This is a genomic window from Vulcanococcus limneticus LL, from assembly GCF_943369875.1.
GTDB classification, from domain to species: Bacteria; Cyanobacteriota; Cyanobacteriia; order PCC-6307; family Cyanobiaceae; genus Vulcanococcus; species Vulcanococcus limneticus_A.
The window spans coordinates 27,214-46,940 of record NZ_CALROT020000018.1 but is presented as its reverse complement, the minus strand read 5'-3'; the positions used below and the strand labels follow the sequence as shown (position 1 = coordinate 46,940).

At 68.4% G+C, this 19,727-nt stretch carries 18 protein-coding genes; 12 read left to right on the top strand and 6 right to left on the bottom strand.

The features are described 5' to 3' along the window. Positions 1-145: 145 nt before the first annotated feature. Positions 146-1,225: a PstS family phosphate ABC transporter substrate-binding protein gene (locus ACLV7J_RS14860; RefSeq protein WP_411869842.1), complete on the bottom strand. Its 1,080-nt coding sequence runs from the start codon at positions 1,223-1,225 to the stop codon at positions 146-148. 178 nt (positions 1,226-1,403) lie between these two features. Between ACLV7J_RS14860 and ACLV7J_RS14855 the strand changes: the two genes are divergently transcribed. From ACLV7J_RS14855 to ACLV7J_RS14835, 5 genes are all read left to right on the top strand, one after another. Further along, positions 1,404-1,784, top strand: coding sequence for a cyclic nucleotide-binding domain-containing protein (locus ACLV7J_RS14855; RefSeq protein WP_411869841.1), 381 nt, complete (start codon positions 1,404-1,406; stop codon positions 1,782-1,784). Positions 1,785-1,940: 156 nt separating this feature from the next. Further along, positions 1,941-2,897, top strand: coding sequence for a phosphate ABC transporter permease subunit PstC (gene pstC, locus ACLV7J_RS14850; RefSeq protein WP_411869840.1), 957 nt, complete (start codon positions 1,941-1,943; stop codon positions 2,895-2,897). 10 nt (positions 2,898-2,907) lie between these two features. After that, entirely contained in the window at positions 2,908-3,843 is a 936-nt protein-coding gene (pstA, locus tag ACLV7J_RS14845; protein WP_411869839.1) for a phosphate ABC transporter permease PstA, read from the top strand. A 14-nt stretch (positions 3,844-3,857) separates the two neighbouring features. Beyond that, positions 3,858-4,682 (top strand): phosphate ABC transporter ATP-binding protein PstB, encoded by an 825-nt coding sequence (gene pstB, locus ACLV7J_RS14840; protein ID WP_411869838.1) that lies wholly within the window; start codon positions 3,858-3,860, stop codon positions 4,680-4,682. A gap of 84 nt (positions 4,683-4,766) precedes the next feature. Beyond that, the gene (locus ACLV7J_RS14835; protein ID WP_411869837.1) at positions 4,767-4,970 is read left to right on the top strand and encodes a hypothetical protein; all 204 of its coding nucleotides are present in this window, start codon (positions 4,767-4,769) and stop codon (positions 4,968-4,970) included. A gap of 90 nt (positions 4,971-5,060) precedes the next feature. On the opposite strand, the gene corA is transcribed toward ACLV7J_RS14835, so the two are convergent. Then, complete coding sequence (gene corA / locus ACLV7J_RS14830; RefSeq protein WP_411869836.1) at positions 5,061-6,188, bottom strand: magnesium/cobalt transporter CorA; 1,128 nt, start codon at positions 6,186-6,188, stop codon at positions 5,061-5,063. A gap of 161 nt (positions 6,189-6,349) precedes the next feature. Here corA and ACLV7J_RS14825 point away from each other — a divergent pair, with 161 nt between their 5' ends. After that, complete coding sequence (locus tag ACLV7J_RS14825) at positions 6,350-6,643, top strand: hypothetical protein (protein ID WP_411869835.1); 294 nt, start codon at positions 6,350-6,352, stop codon at positions 6,641-6,643. An 11-nt stretch (positions 6,644-6,654) separates the two neighbouring features. On the opposite strand, the gene ACLV7J_RS14820 is transcribed toward ACLV7J_RS14825, so the two are convergent. Together ACLV7J_RS14820 and ACLV7J_RS14815 are read right to left on the bottom strand one after the other, a co-directional pair. Continuing rightward, positions 6,655-8,259, bottom strand: coding sequence for a Na/Pi cotransporter family protein (locus ACLV7J_RS14820; protein ID WP_411869834.1), 1,605 nt, complete (start codon positions 8,257-8,259; stop codon positions 6,655-6,657). 131 nt (positions 8,260-8,390) lie between these two features. Further along, a complete protein-coding gene (locus tag ACLV7J_RS14815; protein ID WP_411869833.1) occupies positions 8,391-11,570 on the bottom strand; it encodes a choice-of-anchor I family protein in 3,180 nt (1,059 codons plus the stop codon). A gap of 245 nt (positions 11,571-11,815) precedes the next feature. On the opposite strand from ACLV7J_RS14815, the gene ACLV7J_RS14810 reads away from it, so the two are divergent. The 6 genes from ACLV7J_RS14810 to ACLV7J_RS14785 all read left to right on the top strand — a co-directional run bounded on the left by ACLV7J_RS14810 (position 11,816) and on the right by ACLV7J_RS14785 (position 15,243). After that, positions 11,816-11,989, top strand: coding sequence for a hypothetical protein (locus tag ACLV7J_RS14810; protein ID WP_411869832.1), 174 nt, complete (start codon positions 11,816-11,818; stop codon positions 11,987-11,989). Positions 11,990-12,152: 163 nt separating this feature from the next. After that, positions 12,153-13,100 (top strand): CHAD domain-containing protein, encoded by a 948-nt coding sequence (locus ACLV7J_RS14805; RefSeq protein WP_411869831.1) that lies wholly within the window; start codon positions 12,153-12,155, stop codon positions 13,098-13,100. Positions 13,101-13,168: 68 nt separating this feature from the next. Continuing rightward, a complete protein-coding gene (locus ACLV7J_RS14800; protein ID WP_411869830.1) occupies positions 13,169-13,663 on the top strand; it encodes a MotA/TolQ/ExbB proton channel family protein in 495 nt (164 codons plus the stop codon). An 11-nt stretch (positions 13,664-13,674) separates the two neighbouring features. Beyond that, positions 13,675-14,067, top strand: a complete 393-nt coding sequence (locus ACLV7J_RS14795; protein WP_411869829.1) for a hypothetical protein — start codon at positions 13,675-13,677, stop codon at positions 14,065-14,067. Then, the gene (locus ACLV7J_RS14790) at positions 14,064-14,408 is read left to right on the top strand and encodes a hypothetical protein (protein WP_411869828.1); all 345 of its coding nucleotides are present in this window, start codon (positions 14,064-14,066) and stop codon (positions 14,406-14,408) included. Before ACLV7J_RS14795 ends, ACLV7J_RS14790 begins: the two co-directional genes overlap by 4 nt. Continuing rightward, positions 14,383-15,243, top strand: coding sequence for a hypothetical protein (locus ACLV7J_RS14785; RefSeq protein ID WP_411869827.1), 861 nt, complete (start codon positions 14,383-14,385; stop codon positions 15,241-15,243). Before ACLV7J_RS14790 ends, ACLV7J_RS14785 begins: the two co-directional genes overlap by 26 nt. Here the strand turns inward: ACLV7J_RS14785 and ACLV7J_RS14780 are convergent. Then, on the bottom strand, positions 15,240-18,362 hold the full coding sequence (locus tag ACLV7J_RS14780) for an efflux RND transporter permease subunit (RefSeq protein ID WP_411869826.1): 3,123 nt from the start codon (positions 18,360-18,362) through the stop codon (positions 15,240-15,242). The genes ACLV7J_RS14785 and ACLV7J_RS14780 overlap by 4 nt on opposite strands. Further along, positions 18,359-19,639, bottom strand: coding sequence for an efflux RND transporter periplasmic adaptor subunit (locus ACLV7J_RS14775; protein ID WP_411869825.1), 1,281 nt, complete (start codon positions 19,637-19,639; stop codon positions 18,359-18,361). The genes ACLV7J_RS14780 and ACLV7J_RS14775 overlap by 4 nt, the downstream gene beginning before the upstream one ends. Positions 19,640-19,727 lie beyond the last annotated feature (88 nt).

The window sequence follows — 19,727 nt, the reverse complement described above, 5'->3', positions numbered from 1 at the left end:
CAGAACTCGCAGGAGCGAACCAGCTGGTTGCCCCGCTACCTGGCGATCTATAACCGCCTCAGGAAGCACTCAGCCCTGGGCTGGCGCTCGCCTCAGCAGCGGCTCTGTGAGCTGCTCTGCTGACGAACCTGGTGAGACACAACACCTAGCGGAACTGGGGCTGTTTGTGTTCGGCGAAGCTGCGCTGCAGGATCTTGCCGAGGGTGAGGCCCACCGGCAGGTTTCCATCGAAGGCTGTGCCGGCGATGTTGCGATAGAGCTTGGCCGCCACCAGGCGGTAGGTGGAATCGGGGAGGGGGATCACACCGGAGCGCTCGGCCACAGCCGTTCCCTGCTGCAGGGTTGCATGGACGAACTGACGCACGACGGGCTGCTGCTGAAGATCACGCGCATTCACATAGAAGAAGAGCGCGCGCGACAGGGGGATGTACTGCGACGTCTGCACGGTGGCCTGGGACGGCAGGACCGGACCCCGCGGCCCCGCCACCGCCAGGGCCTTCAGGGCCCTGCGGTTGGACTGGTAGTAGTCGAAGCCGAAGTAGCCGAGGGAATCCGGGTTGGTGGCCACGCAGCGCACGAGAACGTCATCGTCCTCGCTGGCGGTGTAATCGCGGCGGGAATTGTCCTCCTGGCCATTGATCGCCTTGTTGAAGGTGTCGAAGGTTCCCGAGTCCTGGCCGGGTCCGCACAGACGGATGGCCCGATCGGGCCAGGTGCGATCGACCTGCCTCCAGCGTCGGATGGTTCCCTCGGCCTTGCGGTTCCAGATCGTTTTGAGCTGGGCCGTGGTGATCTGATCGAGCCAGCGGTTGCTGGGATGCACCACCACGGTGATGGCATCAAAGGCCACGGGAAGCTCGATGAACCGCACACCGCGGGCTTCGCACTGGGCGAGCTCGGCGCCGCTGATGGGCCTGGAGGCCGTGGCGATGCTCAGCCGACCCGCACAGAACTGGCGGAAACCGGCACTGGTGCCGCTGGCGCCAAGCTCAAAGCGGCTGCCGCGGCTCTGGCCGCCCATCTGAAAGCTGCGCACCGCCTCACGGGCCAGGGGCAGCACCGTGCTGGAGCCATTGATCCGGACGGTGCTGGCGGGCTTCGTGCTGATGGGCTTCGTACTGGCGGGCTTGGCGGTGGCGGGCTTGGATCCGGCGGTCTGGGCGGTGCCAGGGCGGATGCTCAGCAGCAGCGCCACCAGAAGACAGGCCAGGGGTCGTCCGCGCATGACGCCGGAGAGGGGCAACTGACTACAACTCTGGCCCACAAACAGTCCAGAGAGGTTATGCCTGGGTTATGGCCAGGGACGTCGATCGGCCGAGCGACACAACCGCATCATTTAAGGGGTTCTTAATCCTCCGGAACCCTCATTCGCACAGACTGACGGATGATCCGCCCGGTGGCCCATGTCGCTCGATGCCCTTCGAACCGTGCAGGCCTTCACCGATCCCAGCTCCGTCCGCGACCTTCAGGCCGGCGACACGCTGTTTCGCGAGGGTGATGAGGGCGATCGGCTCTATGGCCTGCTGGAGGGCGTCATCGAACTGCGCGAGGCCAGGGGCTCCGCCACCGAACGGATCACGGCAGGCCACGTCTTCGGAGCCGCCGCCCTGGTGACGGGCGAGCACCGCCGCCAGGCCACGGCCGTGGCGCTCGAGCCCTGCCGCCTGCTGGAACTGGGCCGGGAGGCGTTCCTGTTTGCCGTGCAGGAAACCCCGATGTTCGCCCTGGCGCTGATCGCCGGCCTGGAGGAGCGGCTGGAGCAGGTCAAGGGCGGAGGCGCCTGAGCCGGGACCGATCCGGACCCGGACCCCCCTTGAGCCAACGGCCCCCGGCCGTTGCCCAGACGTTGAACGGCCGTTAATCGCCCCTTAAACCCAGCAGAACTTCTGCATGGGAGATTGGGAAAGTCAAGCTGTTCACAGCCGTTCGCCATCGTGCCGATGCGCTTGGATTCAGGCCCTGATCTCTTCACCCTGCGCCGCCGGCCGGTCAGCGACAAGCTGGCGGACCGCAGTTTCCGCTGGATGACCGTGGCCCTGGCCTCCCTGGTGGGCCTGGTGCTGCTCGGCATCCTGCTCACCGTGATGGGCGGCTCCCGCCAGGCCATCAGCGCCTATGGCCTCGCCTTCCTCACCACCTCCAACTGGGATCCGGTGGGCGATCAGTACGGCGCCCTCACCGCCATCTACGGCACGATCGTCACGTCGGCCCTCTCCCTGGTGATCGCCGTGCCCCTCGGCGTGGGCACCGCGATCTTCCTCACCGAAAACATCATTCCCACCAAGCTGCGCGACACCCTGGCGCTGATGGTTGAACTGCTGGCGGCCATCCCCTCGGTAGTGCTCGGCCTGTGGGCCATCTTCGTGATGGAGCCCTTCCTGCGGCCCTTCCTCAGCTTCCTCTACACCAGGCTGGGCTGGTTGCCGGTCTTCTCCACCGACCCCCAGGGGCCCGGCATGGCACCCGCCATCCTGATCCTGGTGGTGATGATCCTGCCGATCATCACGGCCATCGCCCGGGACTCCCTGCTGCAGGTGCCGCCCGAGCTGCGCCAGGCGGCCTACGGCGTCGGCACCACCCGCTGGGGCGCCATCCTGCAGGTGATCCTGCCGGCTGCCGTCTCCGGCATCGCCGGCGGCGTGATGCTCGCCCTGGGCCGCGCCATGGGCGAAACCATGGCCGTCACGATGATCATCGGTAACTCCAACAACTTCAGCTGGAGCCTGCTGGCACCGGGTAACACCATCTCCTCGATGCTCGCCAACCAGTTCGGGGAAGCGGATGGCAACCAGGTGTCGGCCCTGATGTATGCCGCCCTGGTGCTGATGCTGCTCACCCTGCTGGTCAATGTGCTGGCCCAGTGGGTGGTGCGACGCCTCAGCCTGAAATACACCTGATCCGGGTCCGATGCACAGCTCTCTCTCCCCTCAGGCACCCGGATCCCGCAGCCCCGCCGCCAGTGCGGCCGGGTTCCAGCGCGGCTCCCTCACCTTCCGACCCCAGCTCTCCCGCAACCGCTGGAACGCCGTGCTCACAGGCCTGGCCGGCCTGGCGACCACCATCGCCGTGCTGCCCCTGGTGCTGGTGCTGGCCTACGTGCTGATCAAGGGCGGCTCGCTGATCAGCTTCTCGCTGCTCACCCAGCTGCCGCCCGCCCCTGGCCTGGAGGGCGGCGGCATCGGCAACGCCATCGTCGGCACCCTGCTGGTCACCGCCATCGCCGCCCTGATCGCGATCCCGGTGGGGGTCGGGGGTGGCGTCTACCTGGCCGAATACTCCAGCGGCGGCTCCTTCGCCAGCTTCGTGCGCTTCGGCACCAACGTGCTGGCCGGTGTGCCCTCGATCATCTGCGGCGTCTTCGTCTACGGCCTGATCGTCAGCACCCGCATCTTCTTCGGCCAGAGCTACAGCGCCATGGCCGGCGGCATCGCCCTGGCCGTGCTGATGATTCCCACCGTCATCAAGACCACCGACGAGGGGCTCAAGCTCGTGCCCCAGGAGCTCCGCCTCGGGGCCCTCGGGGTGGGGGCCAGCAAGATGGTCACCATCACCCACATCACCCTGCCGGCCGCCTTCTCCCCCATCGCCACCGGCATCGTGCTGGGCATTGCCCGCGCCGCCGGCGAAACGGCTCCGCTGATCTTCACCGCGCTGTTCTCACCCTTCTGGCCCGAGGGGGTCTTCAACCCCATCGCCACGATGTCGGTGTTGATCTACAACTTCGCGATCATGCCCTACCAGGCCCAGATCTCCCTGGCCTGGGCCTCTTCCTTCGTGCTCGTGCTGATGATCCTGGCCGCCAATCTCCTGGCCCGCTGGCTCAGCCAACTCACCCGCGCCTGACACCCGCCCTCGCCATGACCTCCTCCTCTCCCACCACCAGCGCCTCCAGCAGCAACCCCTCGGACATCTGCCTGTCGCTGGAGAATGTGGGCATCAGCTACGGCTCCAACGAGGCCGTGCGCAATGTCTTCATGGACATCCCCAAGGGCCAGGTGACGGCCTTCATCGGGCCCTCCGGCTGCGGCAAGAGCACCGTGCTGCGGGCCCTCAACCGCATGAACGACCTGATCGAGGGCTGCACCCTCAAGGGCCGTGTGCTCTTCCATGGCCAGGACCTCTACGCGCGCGACGTGGATGCGGTAGAGGTGCGCCGCCGCATCGGCATGGTGTTTCAGAAGCCCAACCCCTTCCCCAAGAGCATCTACGAGAACATCGCCTTCGGGGCCCGCGTCAATGGCTACAAGGGCGACATGGACGAACTGGTGGAGCGCTCCCTGCGCAAGGCCGCCATCTGGGATGAAACCAAGGACAAGCTCAAACAGAGTGGCTGTGCCCTAAGCGGTGGTCAGCAGCAGCGCCTCTGCATCGCCCGCACCGTGGCCATCGAACCGGAAGTCATCCTGATGGATGAACCCTGCTCGGCCCTCGATCCGATCAGCACCCTCAAGATCGAGGAGATGATCCACGAGCTCAAGAAGAGCTACACCATCGTGATCGTCACCCACAACATGCAGCAGGCCGTGCGCGTCAGCGACATGACCGGCTTCTTCAACGTGCAGTCCAAGGCCGACATCGACGGCAAGGTGGGTTGCCTGGAGGAATTCGCTCCCACCGAGCAGATCTTTAATGCCCCCAGCCAGCAGGCCACCCAGGACTATGTCTCTGGGCGCTTCGGCTGAAACCGAGGAGCCGCCGCCATGAGCAGCAGCCCAGTGAGCCATGGGGATGGGCCGGAACGTTCCGCTGAAGGGGTCCATTCACCGATGGAGTCCTTCAGCTCGTACCACGGGAGCCAGTGGAGCCCCAACCGGCTGGCCTTCCATCAGAACCTCGAGCAGTTTGCCGAGCGCGTGGGCCTGATTGTGGGTCTGCAGGGCAACGGCAAGATGAGCCAGGAGGATGCCTACAGGCAGATCAAAGACCTGCTCTCTGAGCTCAAGAGCAGCCGCAAACAGCTGCTGAAATAGATCGCCTGCGGGTCCGATCCGCGCAGCAACGAACCAAGCGCAGCGTTGCGTGCTCGGCGATCCCGGGGTGAGCCGGAGACAGATCCCCGTTCAGCGCCTTGGACGAGTGCCGGTCCAATCCACGAACCAACCCCGCCGCCACAGCCAGGTGGCCTGAACGGTGGCGATCAGGGCCATCACCGCCAGACAGGCTGGGTAGCCGTAGCTCCACTTTAGTTCGGGCATGAACTCGAAGTTCATGCCGTAGATGCCAGCCAGGAAGGTGAGGGGGGCAAAGATCGTGGAGACGATCGTGAGCGTCTTCATGATCTGGTTCATGCGGTTGCCCGTGCTGGCCACGTGGGCTTCCGTCACCGAATCGCACTGGTGCCGCAACATCTCGCAGGTGTCAAAGAGATGGGCCACGGTCTGGATCATGTCCTTGAATCCCTTCAGGCCCTCCGGACCCATGATCGGCTGGTTCTGACGCAGGAACACCATCAGCTGGTTGCGCAACGGCCAGAGCTGGCGGCGGATCTCCCGCAGGTTGCTGCGCAGCTGAAAGGCTCGGTTGAGCAGCTTGGGGCTGGGGTCCCGCAGGGCGGCCTCCTCCAGGTCATCGAGTCGATTGGCCATCTGCTCCAGCATCGGCAGCAGCGGATCCAGCAGGCTGTCGACCATGAAATGCAGCAGGTCGTCGAGATCCTCGGCACCCGGTGGTGGCGCCTTGGTCTGCAGCCACTGGATCAGCGGGGCGAAGGGCTGCTCCGAGGGACTCTCCTCCACCGAGATCAACACGTGCGGCAGCAGCACCATGCCCACCTGATCGCTCACCAGCACCGCGGGATCGCGGGAGAGGCGCAGGCGATGCATCACCACGGTGATGACATCACCAAAGGAGTCCACCCGGGTGGCCTGGGGCACATCGAGCAGCAGGGGATGAAACAGATCGGGAACCCCCAGGATAGTGAGAGCTTCCCGGATGGCATGGGGTTGCTCCAGGCCCGTGATGCGCAGCCACAGCGGTCGGCCCGACTGGCAGTGGTCCCGCAGGGCCGAGGCCCGGGCCAGGGGAATCAACTGCACACCGGCCGGATCCAGATCCACCACGCAGAATTCAGTCTTGGCACGCCCCCCGGCCACGTAGAGCGCGGTGGGCATCGTGCCGGGCCGCTCTTCCAGCCGCCGCGATTCAAGGGAACCTGGAGTGGGCCGCAGCTGCCGTAGATCGGGGATCAAGGCAATCCTGAATCGGCCTGCAGTTTCATGCTACTGCCGGCCTCCGGATCGTCACCCTGCACAACCGCAAGGCCCACGATTACTGGACCAGGGGTTGAGCGTTCGCGGTGAGCTTCGGGCTACCGACGGCATCGCTAAGGTGACCTGAACGTTCAGGGCCGATGAGCCACCCGCTGCACCCCCAGGGTGGCGAAAGTCCCCCACCCCCGGATGCCAACCCGACGGCCGGAGCCCACGCGCCCCTGGAGGGCTTCAGCAGCTATCGCGGCGCCGACTGGTCACCCCAGAAGCTGGCCTTTCACCAGAATCTCGAACAGTTCGCCGATCGCATTGGCCTGATCGTGGCGCTGCAGGCCGGTGGCAAGCTCGAACAGGATGAGGCCTACGCCCAGATCCGCAGCCTCTGGAAGCAGCTGGATGCCAGCCGCGCCCAGCTGCTGGACTTCGACATCTGAGCCAACGGGTCTCAAGCGCCCGTGGCCCGCGCCATGTGGCGGCAGATCTGCTGCAGGTGGCGGCTGACCCGCTCCAGCCAGCGGATGGCTTCAAGGCTGTGGGTTCCCCACTCCAGCTCCAGGTCGCCCGTGGCGATGGCCTCCATCACCCGATGGCGCAGCGGCTGGACGCTGACCTCAATCAGCCGGGCCGCCGCGGCGGAACCCTGGCTCGCCGCCATCCAGTGGTCCGTCGCCAGGATCGCGGGCAGGGCGCTCACCAGGCCCAGGAGCTCCTGCCGCAGCCCAGCCAGGGCCGGATCCGTGCGCACGGTGCGGGCCCGATCGGGCTCCTCCTCCAGCCGCTCATGCAGCCGTTGCAGATGGTCCAGGCCGTGCAGCAGGTGCAGCAGGCGCCGGCCTTCGGGGGCCTCCAGCTGCTCCACATGGATCTGATCGAGATAGAGCTCAATCCGGTCGAGCTCCCCCTGCAGTCCGTCGAGGCCGGTGGGCCGGGGCGGTGCCGGACCGGACTGAGCGCCGAGCAGGCCGCCCAGATGCACCACCAGATCTCCGAAGGTCTGGCGCAGGGCATCGGCGGCCGGTTCGAGGGCCTGGTCCGGCTGCGGCGGCGGGATGGCGTCGAGGTCGTCGACCTCCCGCTCCTGGGAGGCCCGCACCAGCCGGCGGATCAGGCCGGCGAACGGCCCCGTGAGCGGCAACAGCAGCGCCAGGCCCAGCAGGTTGAAGCCGCTCTGGAACAGCGTGAGGGCGAAGGCCGGCTCCAGCTGGCTGGAGGGCAGCGACGGCGCCGCGAGCAGCCGCAGGTAGGGCGGCAGCAGCACGAAGGCCAGGGCCGCCGTCACCACGTTGAACAGCAGGTGGGCCGTGGCGGTGCGGCGGGCGCTCAGCCCCGAGCCGATGGCGGCGATCTGGGCCGTGATGCTCGAGCCCAGATCCATGCCGATCACCAGGGCACAGGCCTGGCCCAGGTTGAGGGCGCCGGCCGCCAGGGCCGTGAGGCTGGCGGCCACCCCAGCCCCGGAGGAATGGGTGATCAGGGTGGTGACGAAGCCCAGGGCCAGCAGCTGCAGGCGTCCCGTGGCGGTGGCGGCGTCGAAGTGGCCGGGGTCGAGCAGCAGGCCCCGGCCGGCCATCGCCCTCTGCAGGGTGGCCAGGCCGAGAAACAGCAGGGCAAAGCCCGCCAGGGTGAGGCCCAGGCGCGCTGCCCGGCCCCGGCCGAGCAGCTTCAGGCCCGCCCCCAGCAGCAGCAGCGGCAGCATCAGCTGGCTGAGCTGCAGCCGGATCCCCACCAGGGCCACCAGCCAGCCGAGGCTGGTGCTGCCCACATTGGCCCCCATCACCAGCCCCAGGGAGGCGGGGAAGCTGATCAGCCCGGCAGCCACAAAGCCCACCGTGGCCACCGTCACCGCCGTGGACGACTGCAGCAGCGCCGTGGCGCAGGCACCGGTGATGGCACCGGACAGCGGAGTGCGGGTGAAGCGAAGCAGCAACCGCCGCAGCTGCTGGCCCGCCAGGCTGCGCAGGCCCTCACTGAGCAGGGCCAGGCCCAGCAGGAACAGGCCGAGCCCGGCGAGGGCATTGAGCAGGGAGCTGCCTTGGTCCAGAGCGCTCACCCCATCCCTGAACTCGGTCTAGACACGGCGAGGGCATTCAGCAGGGGAAGTGCGACGGCGGGAGTTGGGCGGGGCTGAGGGCAAGGGAAAAGGGCCCCCGCGGGGGCCCAGGTAGAAGCAGCAGCGCTGCTTCAGAACAGGTCGGAGGTCTGAATCAAGTTGAGCTGACCGCCCTGAGCGAGGTAGCCATTGCCGGCAATGTTGCCGTTGACAAGGCTGTGGGCCTGCACATCGGCCAGGAACAGGGAACCAGCCGTCAAACCGTAGATGTAGGAGACATCGATGATGCCAGACGACTCCCAGTTGCCAGGATCGGGATTGGTGCCACCGGCAGCCCGGGGATCAGTCTGGCCGTAGGCCGTGGGCACGGCGTTGCGATCAATCTGCATCCAGCGCTCCGCCGTTGCCTGTCCGGTGAGGGGATCGGTGGTTGTGGCACTCACCTGCCAGATCGAAGCTTCCTGCTCAGCAAAGAAGGCCTTGTCAACAGAACGGTCTTCCTGAACGTAGATCGAACCATCGGCCGACCAGGTCAGGTTGTCCGGGTTGCGGATGATCGTGGCGCCAAAGGCGGCGCGCTCAGCGATGTCGATCTGGCCATTGTCGTCACCAAAGGCCTCGTCCCAGGCCGCGATCTGACGGTCGCCGTCGTAGATCACGGCCAGACCGGTGCTGTTGCCGCCAGCAATCAGGCCGTTGCCGTCAAAGGCGCCGCTGAGATCCAGGGTGATCAGGTTGCCGAAGGTATCCGCAGCCCCGAAGTCGGCGTTGCCGGTGGTGGCGAACACCACCTGCTGGCCATCGGTCGGGTTGATGGAGGCATCCTCCAGGCGGCTCAGTTGCAGGGCTCCCAGGCCATTGGCCGTGGTGCGCAGCTGGGCTTCACTCAGAAGGGCAACCTGGGCCCCCGTACCCACCAGCACCCAGCTACCAGCTGCCGCCGTGCCCAGCGCCAGCGCATTGAGATCGGCGGAATCGGGAACACCAGCTGTACCAGCGGCGGTGCCGATGCTGCCAGCGGTGGGAACCCAGGTGTAGAGGTTGCCCTGGCCGGCAGCCAGGCCATTGCGCTCCAGGAAGCTGGCTCCATCGGCAGTCGACTTCTCACCCACCCACAGGTAAATCGGGGCGGTGTTGTCGTCCATCAGCAGGACGCCCACTGTGTTGATGCTGCCGGTGTCCACCTGGATGGCAGTTTCCCAGCCAGCGCGACCCAGGCCCGCCAAGGCATAGATCACCTCGGTCTCCGTATCGAGAGCATAGAGAAGTCCTTCGTCGGATTCCTCACCGGTGAGGAAGATGGAATCCACGAAGCCGCGGCCAGCGCCGAAGCGATCGGCCTGCTCATAGCTGCTGGAGCAGAAGCGGGCAAAACCACCATTGAGCTGAGCAGCAGAGGTCACCGCATTGCCTTCAGCGTCGATGATCTCCTTGTAGGCAATGCCGCCGGAGACCATGGCTGACTGATAGCCATTGGAGGCGTCGTCGTCGACGTCTTTGTCGATGATGAACTTGCTGATCCGGGCTCCAGTCAGGGCAACGCCATCCACCAGATAGCCGTAACCAACGGTGTTGCCGAGCTCGCTGTTGGCGAGCACCGTGAAGGTGCCATCGCCATTGTCGTAGGCACCGAGACCGTCAAAGATGCCGGTGGGTGCATAGACGCTGTAGCCCGGGTTGAGGCCATTGGTGAACTCACCATTGGTGATCAAGTTGGTGACCTCGAGCTCGGGACCACCGGCCACATCCTTGAGCATGGTGCTGGCAAAGGTGCCGGCACCGGCCACCGGCGGCGCAGCGATCAGGGCCTCAAGATCGAACACGTTCAGCGTGTTCGAGATCTCGTTCGACACCACCAGCTGCTGGCGACCCGTGGGGCTCTGCTTGGCCTCCACCACCTTCAGCCCTTCCGGGGAGATGCTGCCGTCGATCACCGTGCTGGTCACGAACTGGCCAGCCGTGGGATCGGTCACATCAAACACGGCCAGCATCGAGCTGGACGTGCGCTCAAGGCTCACGATCGCATAGCTGCGGCCGTTGATCTGAACCACGATGACACCCTCGGGCTCCACACCCTTGCTGTCGCTGCGGCCATCGGCATACATTCCCGCCGCGAAGGCGACCGTCTGCAGGGTGTTGCCGCTATCCCAGAGCAGGGTTCCGGTATTGGCATCGAAGATGCTGATGCTGCGGCCGCCGAAAGTGGTGGCAAGATCAGTGCCGACCCTGGCATCGTCAGTCAGGGTACGGACGTTTGGATCTGGCCCATTGCCGGACTCATCCTTGTAGCCGGTGTAATCGCGTCCATCACCCTCGTTGGCGGTGATGAAGTAGTCCTTGCCCTTCACGCTGTAGGCGGCAATGCCGTCCGCCATGCGCAGTCCTTCGAAGTTCTGACCCAGCTTCGGCTTGAAGCCGCCATCCTTGTCGCTCAGATCCACGAGCTGGGTGCTGTAGTCAACCGTGCCCAGGGCGAAGACCTTCTCGATCGTGTTGGTGGCCAGGTTCACCTTGGCCACGCCGTTGTTCTCCTGCAGCGTCACGTAGGCGTAGTTGCCCAGCACCGTGACGTATTCAGGCTCAATGTCGTTAGCCTGGGTGGTACCAGCAGGACCGGAGAGGCGGATCCCGGAAGGCAGGGTGATCCCCGCAAAGTCCAGGCCGCTGTAGCTGAAGCGCTCCTGTCCAGCCCGACCCTGGATGTCGATGATGCCGATGCTGCCGGGGCGATCAAGGGTATAACCAGCAGCGGGTTCCCCCTCGTTGGCCACCACCAGCTTCGTACCCTGCGCGTTGAAGGCCAGACCATCGGGGAGATAGCCCACCGTCACATCTGTGATCTTGGTGAGGCTGCCGTCGGTGCCGAGGCGGTAGAAGCGCACGAGGCCCTCCCCACCGCTGGTGCCGTAGTTGGCCGGCGACAGGGCCACCGCCACCAGGTTGCCGAAGGTGGCCACCGATTGGGACACGTAACCGCCGCCATACTCCACGCGGCCCACCAGGGACAGAGCCGAGGGGTTCGTGGCGTTGGTCACCTGCAGGCTGCTGCCACCGCCGCTGGAGAACACGAACAGCTTGCCGCCGACGGTCACGGTGGCGGAAATTTCCGTCTGGAACTGTTCGCCCGACAGGCCTGCTGGCGTCAGGTTGAGGCTGCCCAGCAGAGGGGATGCAGGGGCCTGTGCCGACTGACCCGGGAACGCATTTCGATTGGCAAGGGCGGGGGCCGCGGCCTGGATCACGTCCGCGCTGGCCGAGGCCTGGGATTCCGGGATCAGCGGGAAGGCTGGCGTCGAGCTGGGGCGGGGCATTAGGTGGGCTTGCCGATGTCCCGCCAACCATCAACGGGCTCAATCAACCCCGTCGTTAAGACTTCGCCAGGAGTTTGTTAAGCCTTGATCAAGAGGCAATTACCCACACCAGCGCCTGCATCCCAGGCGACATGGCGAGGACTTAACCCTTGAGCCCTGTCAGCTGGCCGACCAGCACCTGGTGGCCTCCAGCACCACTGTTCGGGTCGATGGTCCTCTGAAGTGGCATCACGAGCCATTGGGTCATGGCGCTCCCCTCCGCTGACCGTCTGTCGTCGAACCGTCTGTCGTCGATCGGCACCTGCCTGGCGATCCAGGGCACGATCCTGCTGCTGGGCTCCTGGTTGGTGTCGCTGCATCCTGAGCTGCGCCAGCCTCTCGACAGCCACCTGCGCCTGCCGTCAACGTTGAAGAGCTGAAGCCAGGGTTACACCCGGCTCAGCGGCCACGGCGCGGGGCGCTGTGCGGACGTGGATCGTCATCTGTCCTAGAGAGGAACGATGGGGGCGGACCACCTTCGGCTCTCGAGTCGATCCCCGCCCCAAGGCTGTAACGCGCGAGCGCTGTGAAACGAGAGCGACGATGACCGCCATCCCCGTGCTCAGCGGTGGGGCCTACGCCGCCGAACTGGTGCAGAGCCACCTGCGGCGCATCGTGGAGCTGCAGACCCCGGTGCTGGAGGACACGGACCCGGAACCCCTGCACCAACTGCGGGTGCGGTTCCGACGGATGCGGGCCACCCTGGCCCAGTTCGCGCCGGCCCTGGAGCTGCCGGAGGTGGTGACGGGGCAGCGGCTGGCGAAGTTCGGCCGCAGCCTGGGCCTGGCCCGCGATCTCGATGTGCTGCGGGGCCGACTGGAGGGGGACCTGCTGCCGCTGCTGCCGCCGCGGGAGCTGGCCAACCTCAAGCGGGTGCAGAAGCAGCTGAAGCGGGAGCGGCGGCTGGCCTTCGAGGCGCTGGTCGACACGCTCAAGGGCAAGCGCTACCTGCAGCTGATCGCCGCCCTGCAGGGCTGGCTCAAGCAGCCCCGCACCACGGCCCTCGGCGAGGAGCCGGTGCGCGCCTGGCTGCCGGAGTGGAAGGCCGACGCCCTGGCGGGGCTGATGCTGCACCCGGGCTGGCGCTGCCGCGGCTACGGCGCCGCGGGCGATCACGAAGCCCTGCACGACCTGCGCAAGCGCATCAAGGCCGCCCGCTACGCCCTCACCAACCTGGAGGAGCTGGAGGGGGACGCCCTCAGCCCCTGGATCGAGCGCTTCAAGGCCATGCAGGAGCAGCTGGGGGATTTCAACGACCTGCTGGTGCTGCAGCGCGCCCTGGAAGACCAGGTGGAGGGGGATCTGGATCGGCAACTGCCGACGCTCTGCAGCCTGCTCCTGGAACAACGGGCCCAGACCTGGGGCCGATGGCAGACCTCCTCGACGGCCATGCGCGACCCCCAGACCCAGGAACAGTTCCGCCTCATGCAGCTGGGCCTGGGGGCCAACCAGCCGTCAAGTGCCGCCGCTACCGCGAACCCTCCGGGCTGATACCGGGGAGCAGACGGGTGTGTCGATAACATCCCGGCGGCCTGAGCCCTTCTCTCCCGCCCGGAGCCATGTCCCTGTTGAAGGCCTGCGGGCCTGTGGCCCTTCCCCTGGCTCTGCTGTCGCTGGCGGTGTTCACGATTGCCTTTGAGCGGATCTCGTTCTGGTGGCGCTGGTGGCGGCCGCCGGCGCGCCAGCGCGACAGCCTCCGGCGCGAGCTGGCGGCCACACCCAACCCGGCGGCGGCCCGCTTGCTCCTGGAGCGGCGCCAGCGGGCCATGGCCTTCGGCGAACCGGTACTCCAGGCCGCCGTGCTGCTGGCACCGTTGCTCGGGCTGGTGGGCACGGTGCTCGGCTTGATGGGCGTGCTGCGGGAGCTGGGGCCCCAGTTGCTGCTGCCCCCCACCAGCCCCCTGGCGGGCTATGCGGATGTCCTGGCCAGCACGGTCGTGGGCCTGCAGCTGGCCCTGGCGGCCCTGGCGCTGCTGCTGCTCAACCAGGGGCTGCGGCGCTGGCAGCGCGGTCTGCTCGACCTGGAGCTGCGCCAGCGCGAGGTCGGCCCGTGAAAGGTCAGCCCTTGACAGGGATGCTGGCCCTGGTGATGCCCGCCACCGCCACCACCCTGGTGGTGCTCACCGCCACGGCCAGCCTGCCGGCGCTGCTGGGGGGATCCCCAGAGCCCAGGGCCCAGGCCAGCCAGACCACGACCGGCGCCGAGACCCTGCTGATCGTGCGCAGTGCCATCGGTGCCTGGAGCGTCAACGGCAGCCCCCTGAGTGAAGCCACCCTGGGGGAGCGCCTGCGCCGCCAGCGGCTGCGCCTGGCCCAGGCCGGCCCCCAGGGCCCGGCGGTGCGGGTGCACTTTCTGCCCTCGCCGGGCCTGGGCAGTGGGGAGGTGAGCCGCAACCTGGCCTGGCTGCAGCGGCAGAGCGGCAGCCCGGTGCAGCTGCAACTGGCGGGGGGCGGATGACGCGCTGGTGGCTGCCCTGCCTGGGCTACGGCCTGCTGGGCACGGCCCTGGCCGGCTTCGGCCTGGCCCTGCTGCTGCTGCCCCAGCGGCTGGCCCAACGCCCCATGGCCCAGGGCCTGCTCACCCTGCACGTGGGACCCGGCGGGGCGCTGCGTCTGTGGAACCAGCCCGTGTCGCGCCCGGAGCTGGTGGCGCTGCTGCGCCAGGCGCGCCAGCGCCGACCCGATCTGCACCTGCGCCTGCTGCCCGATCCAGCCACCCCCTGGGGTGAGGTGCTGGGCCTGCTCCACCAGCTCGACAACGGAGGCCTCTCCCTTGAACTCCAGCTTCCCCAGGGTTGATCCCAGCCAGTGGCAACGCCACGGGCAGCGGTTGTTGGCCCATCCCCTCGGCCGGGCCTTCCTGCTGGCCCTGGGCGTCAACGCGCTGCTGCTGCTGATCGGCGCCCTCACCCCGGCGAGCCGGCCCACGGGCGATGTGGCCCGCTCCGGCCCAGCCGCATCCCGACCGGTGGATGACACGCCCCAGCTGCTGCGCCTGGGCCGCCGGCTGCAGGCCGCCCAGGCCCGCCTGGATGCCCAGGCGCGCACGGGGGCAAGGGGATTGCAGCCCCTGAGCGTCGCCTCACTGGCGGCCCTCGATGCCCTGCCGCCACCGCCGCCCGATCTGCTGCCGGAGGTCGGCCAACCCAGGGCCGGGAAGGCGAAGCCCGCCGCCAGGCCGACAGCCAGGCCCGCCACCCGAGCGACCGCAAGCAGCCCCCAGCCCCCGGATGGGGAGGCGGATCTGCCCGCCCAGCCCGCCGAGGTGCTGGATTTGGCCCGCGGCTGGATCCCCGGGGCCAGTGAGGGGGCCTTCGACGGCTTCAGCGCCCCCGCCCAGGCGGTGCGCCGGCGCCTGCTCTGGCCCGATGCGCCCCTCGGCCAGCGGCTGCAGGCCCTCTGGCGCCGGGCCCGGCCCGCCAATTCCCCCTTCGCAGACCTTGGCGCCGCTGCGGAGGTGCGGCGCCTGGCCCCCGGCGCCCCGGCCGAGCTGAGCCTCACCCAGCCCCAGGGCCTCACCCTGGTGGAGCGCGACGGGCTGCTGCTGCTCTGGCGCGATGGGGAGGCCCTGTGGTTGATCCGCACCCCCCTCAAGTCCAGCCCCCGCGAAGGCACCGCCGCCGCCGCGTCTTAACCGGCGGAGGTGGGGCCTTCAGCCGGCTCGGCAGCTTCCTGGCGGGATTCACCCCGCAGCCCCAGCCGGGTGGCAATCCGCTCGGCCTGCACATAGGACACCGGGGTGATGTAGAGGGTCACGAGCTGGGAGAGCACCATGCCGCCCAGCACCACCAGACCCAGGGGGCGCCGGGACTCGGCCCCCGCTCCCCAGCCCAGGGCGATCGGAATCGTGCCCACGATCGCCGCCACGGTGGTCATCATGATCGGGCGGAAGCGCACCAGCGAGGCGCGGTGAATCGCCTCCAGCACGTCGAGTCCATCACGGCGATTGGCGATGGCGGCATCCACCATCATGATGCCATTCTTCTTCACGGTGCCGATCAACAGCACCAGGCCGATGATGCTGTAGATGTTCAGCTCGGAGCCGAACACCAGCAGGGCCAGCAGCCCCCCCACGGCGGCTGAGGGCAGGCTGGTGAGGATCGTGAGCGGGTGAATCGCATCTTCGTAGAGGATGCCCAGCACCACATAGATCACCAGCACCGCCGCCAGGATCAGCCAGCCCATGCCGGCCAGCGATTCCTCGAACACCCGGGCGCTGCCCTGGAAGGCGCCGGTGGTGCCGGGGGGCAGGGCTTCGCGGGCCAGCGTGCGGATCATGCCGGTGGCCGCATCCAGCGACACGCCCGGCCGCAGGTTGAAGGAATAGGTGACCGACGGCAACTGGGCCGTGTGGTTGATGCTGGCGGCACCGCTGCCCTGCTCGAGGGAGGCGATGGTGGCCAGGGGGATCAGCTTGCCTTCCCCGTTGCGGATCGAGAGGCGGTCGAGGTCGGCCGGTTCGCTCTGGGCCCCGCGCTTCACACCCGCGATCACGGGGTATTGACCGTCGGGCTTGTAGATGGTGGAGACCTGGTTCTCGCCATAGGCGTTGCGCAGGGCCCCCTGCAGGGCGGCGGCGTCAACGCTGAGGGCCGCGGCCCGGTCGCGGTCGATGCGCAGCTGCAGTTCCGGGTTGTTGGGCAGCAGATCGCTGCTCACATCCGTGAGCTCGGTCAGGGCCCGCAGCCGCTGCTCAAAGGCCGGCGCCTGCTCCAGCAGCGCCTCCAGATCGATGGCCTGGATCGTGAACTGGTACTTGGCCCGGGTCTGGCCCACGCCGATGTTCACGGCGGCCGGCACCCGCACGAAGGCCCGCAGACCCGGGATGCCGTTCACCGTGCGCCGCAGCTGGGTGCTGAGCTCTTCGGCGCCGATGGCGCGCTCGGAGCGGGGCTTGAGCTTCACAAACATCCGCCCGGTGTTGGCGGAGGCATTGGCCCCCCCGGAGCCGATCGTGCTGTTCACCCCGGCGATGGCGGGATGGGCCTGGAGCTTGGCGCTGAGTCGTCGATGCAGACCGGACATCTCCTCGAAGGAAATGCCCTCGGCGGCCTGGGTGATCACCGTGAGCTGGCCGCTGTCCTGGTCGGGGATGAAACCCTTGGGCACCAGGGGCACCAGCACCACGCAGAGCAGCAGCAGCGCCACCGAGATGAGCTGCACCGGCCGGGGACGCCGCAGGGCCGCCAGCAGCGTGCGGTCGTAGAGGCGGGTGATCCGGGCGAAGAGCGCGTCGAAGCGCCGCAGCAGGGGGTTGTCGCGACGCTCGGAGCCAGGAGCTGGCAGCAGCCGGGCCGCCATCATCGGCGTGAGGCTGAGGGCCACCAGGGCCGAGAAGGTCACCGCCAGGTTCATGGTCACGGCGAATTCCCGGAACAGCCGGCCCAGCAGCCCGCCCATGAACAGCACGGGGATGAACACCGCCACCAGGGCCAGGGTCATCGACACGATCGTGGGCCCGATCTCGCGGGCGCCGTTGATGGCGGCCTGCCAGCGGCTTTCGCCCTGCTCCTGGCGCCAGACGATCGCCTCCACCATCACGATCGCGTCGTCCACCACGAAGCCCACGCTCAGGGTGAGCGCCATCAGCGAGATGTTGTCGAGCGAGAAGCCCAGCACCGCCATGGCCCCGAAGGTGGCCACCAGCGACACCACCACCGCCAGCGACGGCAGGGCCGTGGCGATGCCGGTGCCTAGAAACAGGGCCACCACCGCCACCACCAGGGCCACGGTCACCACCAGGTTGATCTGGACGTCGTGGATGGCCTCGCGGATCGATTCGGAGCGGTCGAACAGCACGTCAACCTGGATGGCGCCGGGAATCTGCTGCTCCAGCTCGGGCAGCAGCGCCCGGATCGCATCGGCGATGGCCACCGTGTTGCTGCCGGGCTGGCGCTGCACCGCCAGCACGATCGAGCGGGTGCCGTTGTACCAGCTGGCCAGCCGCTCGTTGGCCACGCTGTCGCTCACCTCGGCCACATCCCCCAGGCGCACCGGTGAGCCGTTGCGGAAGGCCACCACCAGTTGCCGGTAGGCGCCGGCATCCTCCAGCCGGGTGTTGTCCTCCACGCTGTAGGTGCGCTGGCGGCCGTAGAGGTTGCCGGTGGGCAGGTTGGAGTTGCCGGAGCGGATGGCTCCCGCCACCTCGTCGAGGCCGATCCCCTTGGCGGTGAGGGCCTGGGGATCCACGCGGATGCGCACCGCATACTTCTGGGCCCCGAACACCTGCACCTGCGACACCCCGTCGAGCATCGAGAGGCGCTGGGCCATCTGCACCTCGGCGGCCCGGCTCACCTCCGAGAGGGGCAGCACCTCGGAGCTCAGCACCAGGTAGAAGATCGGCTGCTCGGCGGGGTTCACCTTGCGCAGCGACGGCGCCGTGGGCATGTCCGGCGGCAGCAGGCGCGAGGCCTGGCTGATGGCGGTCTGCACGTCCTGGGCGGCGACGTCGATTTCGCGGTCGAGGTTGAACTGCAGGCTGATCTGGGTGCTGCCCTGGCTGCTGCTGGAGGTCATCGCGCTGAGGCCGGCGATGCTCGAAAACTGCTGCTCCAGGGGCGTAGCCACGGCCGTGGCCATGGTCTGGGGGTTGGCGCCGGGCAGGGAGGCGCTCACCTGCAGCGTGGGGAAATCGATGCTGGGCAGGTCGCTGATCGGCAACCGCAGGTAGCCGACCACCCCGAACACCACCAGGGCCAGGCTCAGCAGGATCGTGGTGACCGGCCGGCGGATCAGGGCAACGGAGAGCTTCATGGCTGGCGCGGCGACGCGCCGGGAGCTGGTGGTGGCGGGGCGCCACCGCCAGGGGGTCGCGTGATGATGCGGGCGCCGGGGCCGAGGGCGAACTGGCCGCGGATCACGACCTGCTCCCCGGGGACCAGGCCGCGTCGCACCACCACCAGACCGTCGTTGGCGGGGCCGAGCTCCAGGGTGCGGGCCTCCACCGCGCGGCCAGGCCTGGCCGTGGCGCCGGCGCCGGCCGAGGCGGGAGCGGACCCGGGCGCCGCGCCCCGGGCGGGGGCCGCCACGTACACGAAGCTGCCCTTCTGGCCGCTCTGCACGGCGACCTGGGGAATCAGCGTGACGCCGTTGAGCCGCTCCAGCTGCAGCGCCCCCTTCACGAACTGCCCCGGTACCAGGCGCAGGGCCGTGTTGCTGAAGGAGACCTTGATCGGCGTGGTGCCGGTGCTGGGATCCACGGCGTTGTCGATGGCGCTGACGCGGCCCTGCTCGCCCGTCTCCAGCCGCACGGCCAGGCCCCGCCGCACCTGGCCCAGCATCCGCTGGGGCAGGGCGAAGACCACATCGATCGGGCGGAACTGGTTCACCACCAGCAACGGCTGGGTGTTGCCCTCCTGCAGCAGGTTGCCGGGCGTGACCCGCAGCTGGCCGGTGCGGCCGCTGATGGGCGATCGCACGGTCGTGCGGTCGTAGCGCAGGCGGGCGGCGGCCTCGGCGGCCTCGGCGGCGGCCAGGTCGGCGCGGGCGCTCACCACCTCGCTATCGCGGCTGAGGGCCTCGGCCTGCAGGGAGTCCGCATCGCTGCGGAACTGGTCCTCCTGGTCGCGGCTGACGGCGCCCTGGCTGCCGAGCCGGGAGTAGCGGTCGGCCCGCAGCCGCGCCGTGCGGGCCAGGGTGTGGGCGCTGCGGGCCTTGGCGGCGGCCACCTGCACGGCGGCGGCGGCCTTGCGGCGGTTGGCGATGGCCTGGTTCAGGGCCGCCCGGAAGGGGGCGCGATCGAGGCCGAGCAGCGGCTGGCCGGCCGTCACCTCCTGGCCCTCCCGGAAGTAGACCCGCTCGAGGATGCCGCTCACCTCCGGCCGGATCTGGGCCGAGGCCACGGCCCGCACCTCGCCGGTGATCGGGTAGGTGACGCTGATCGCCCCCACCCGGGCCGTGGCCAGCTCCACCGGCACGGGCGGCCGCTGGCGGCTGGCCTCCTGGCGGGGCCACAGACCCCGCACCAGGGCCACGGCAACGACGACCGCCGCGGCGGCGGCCAGCTGTCGCGAACGGGAGAGACCTTTCACCGCGGACCTGTCACCGCAAAACCCTAGACAGATCCCCAGGCCAGGCCGCTGTGACGTCGATCACGCCAGCCGTTGATCGCCTCGACGC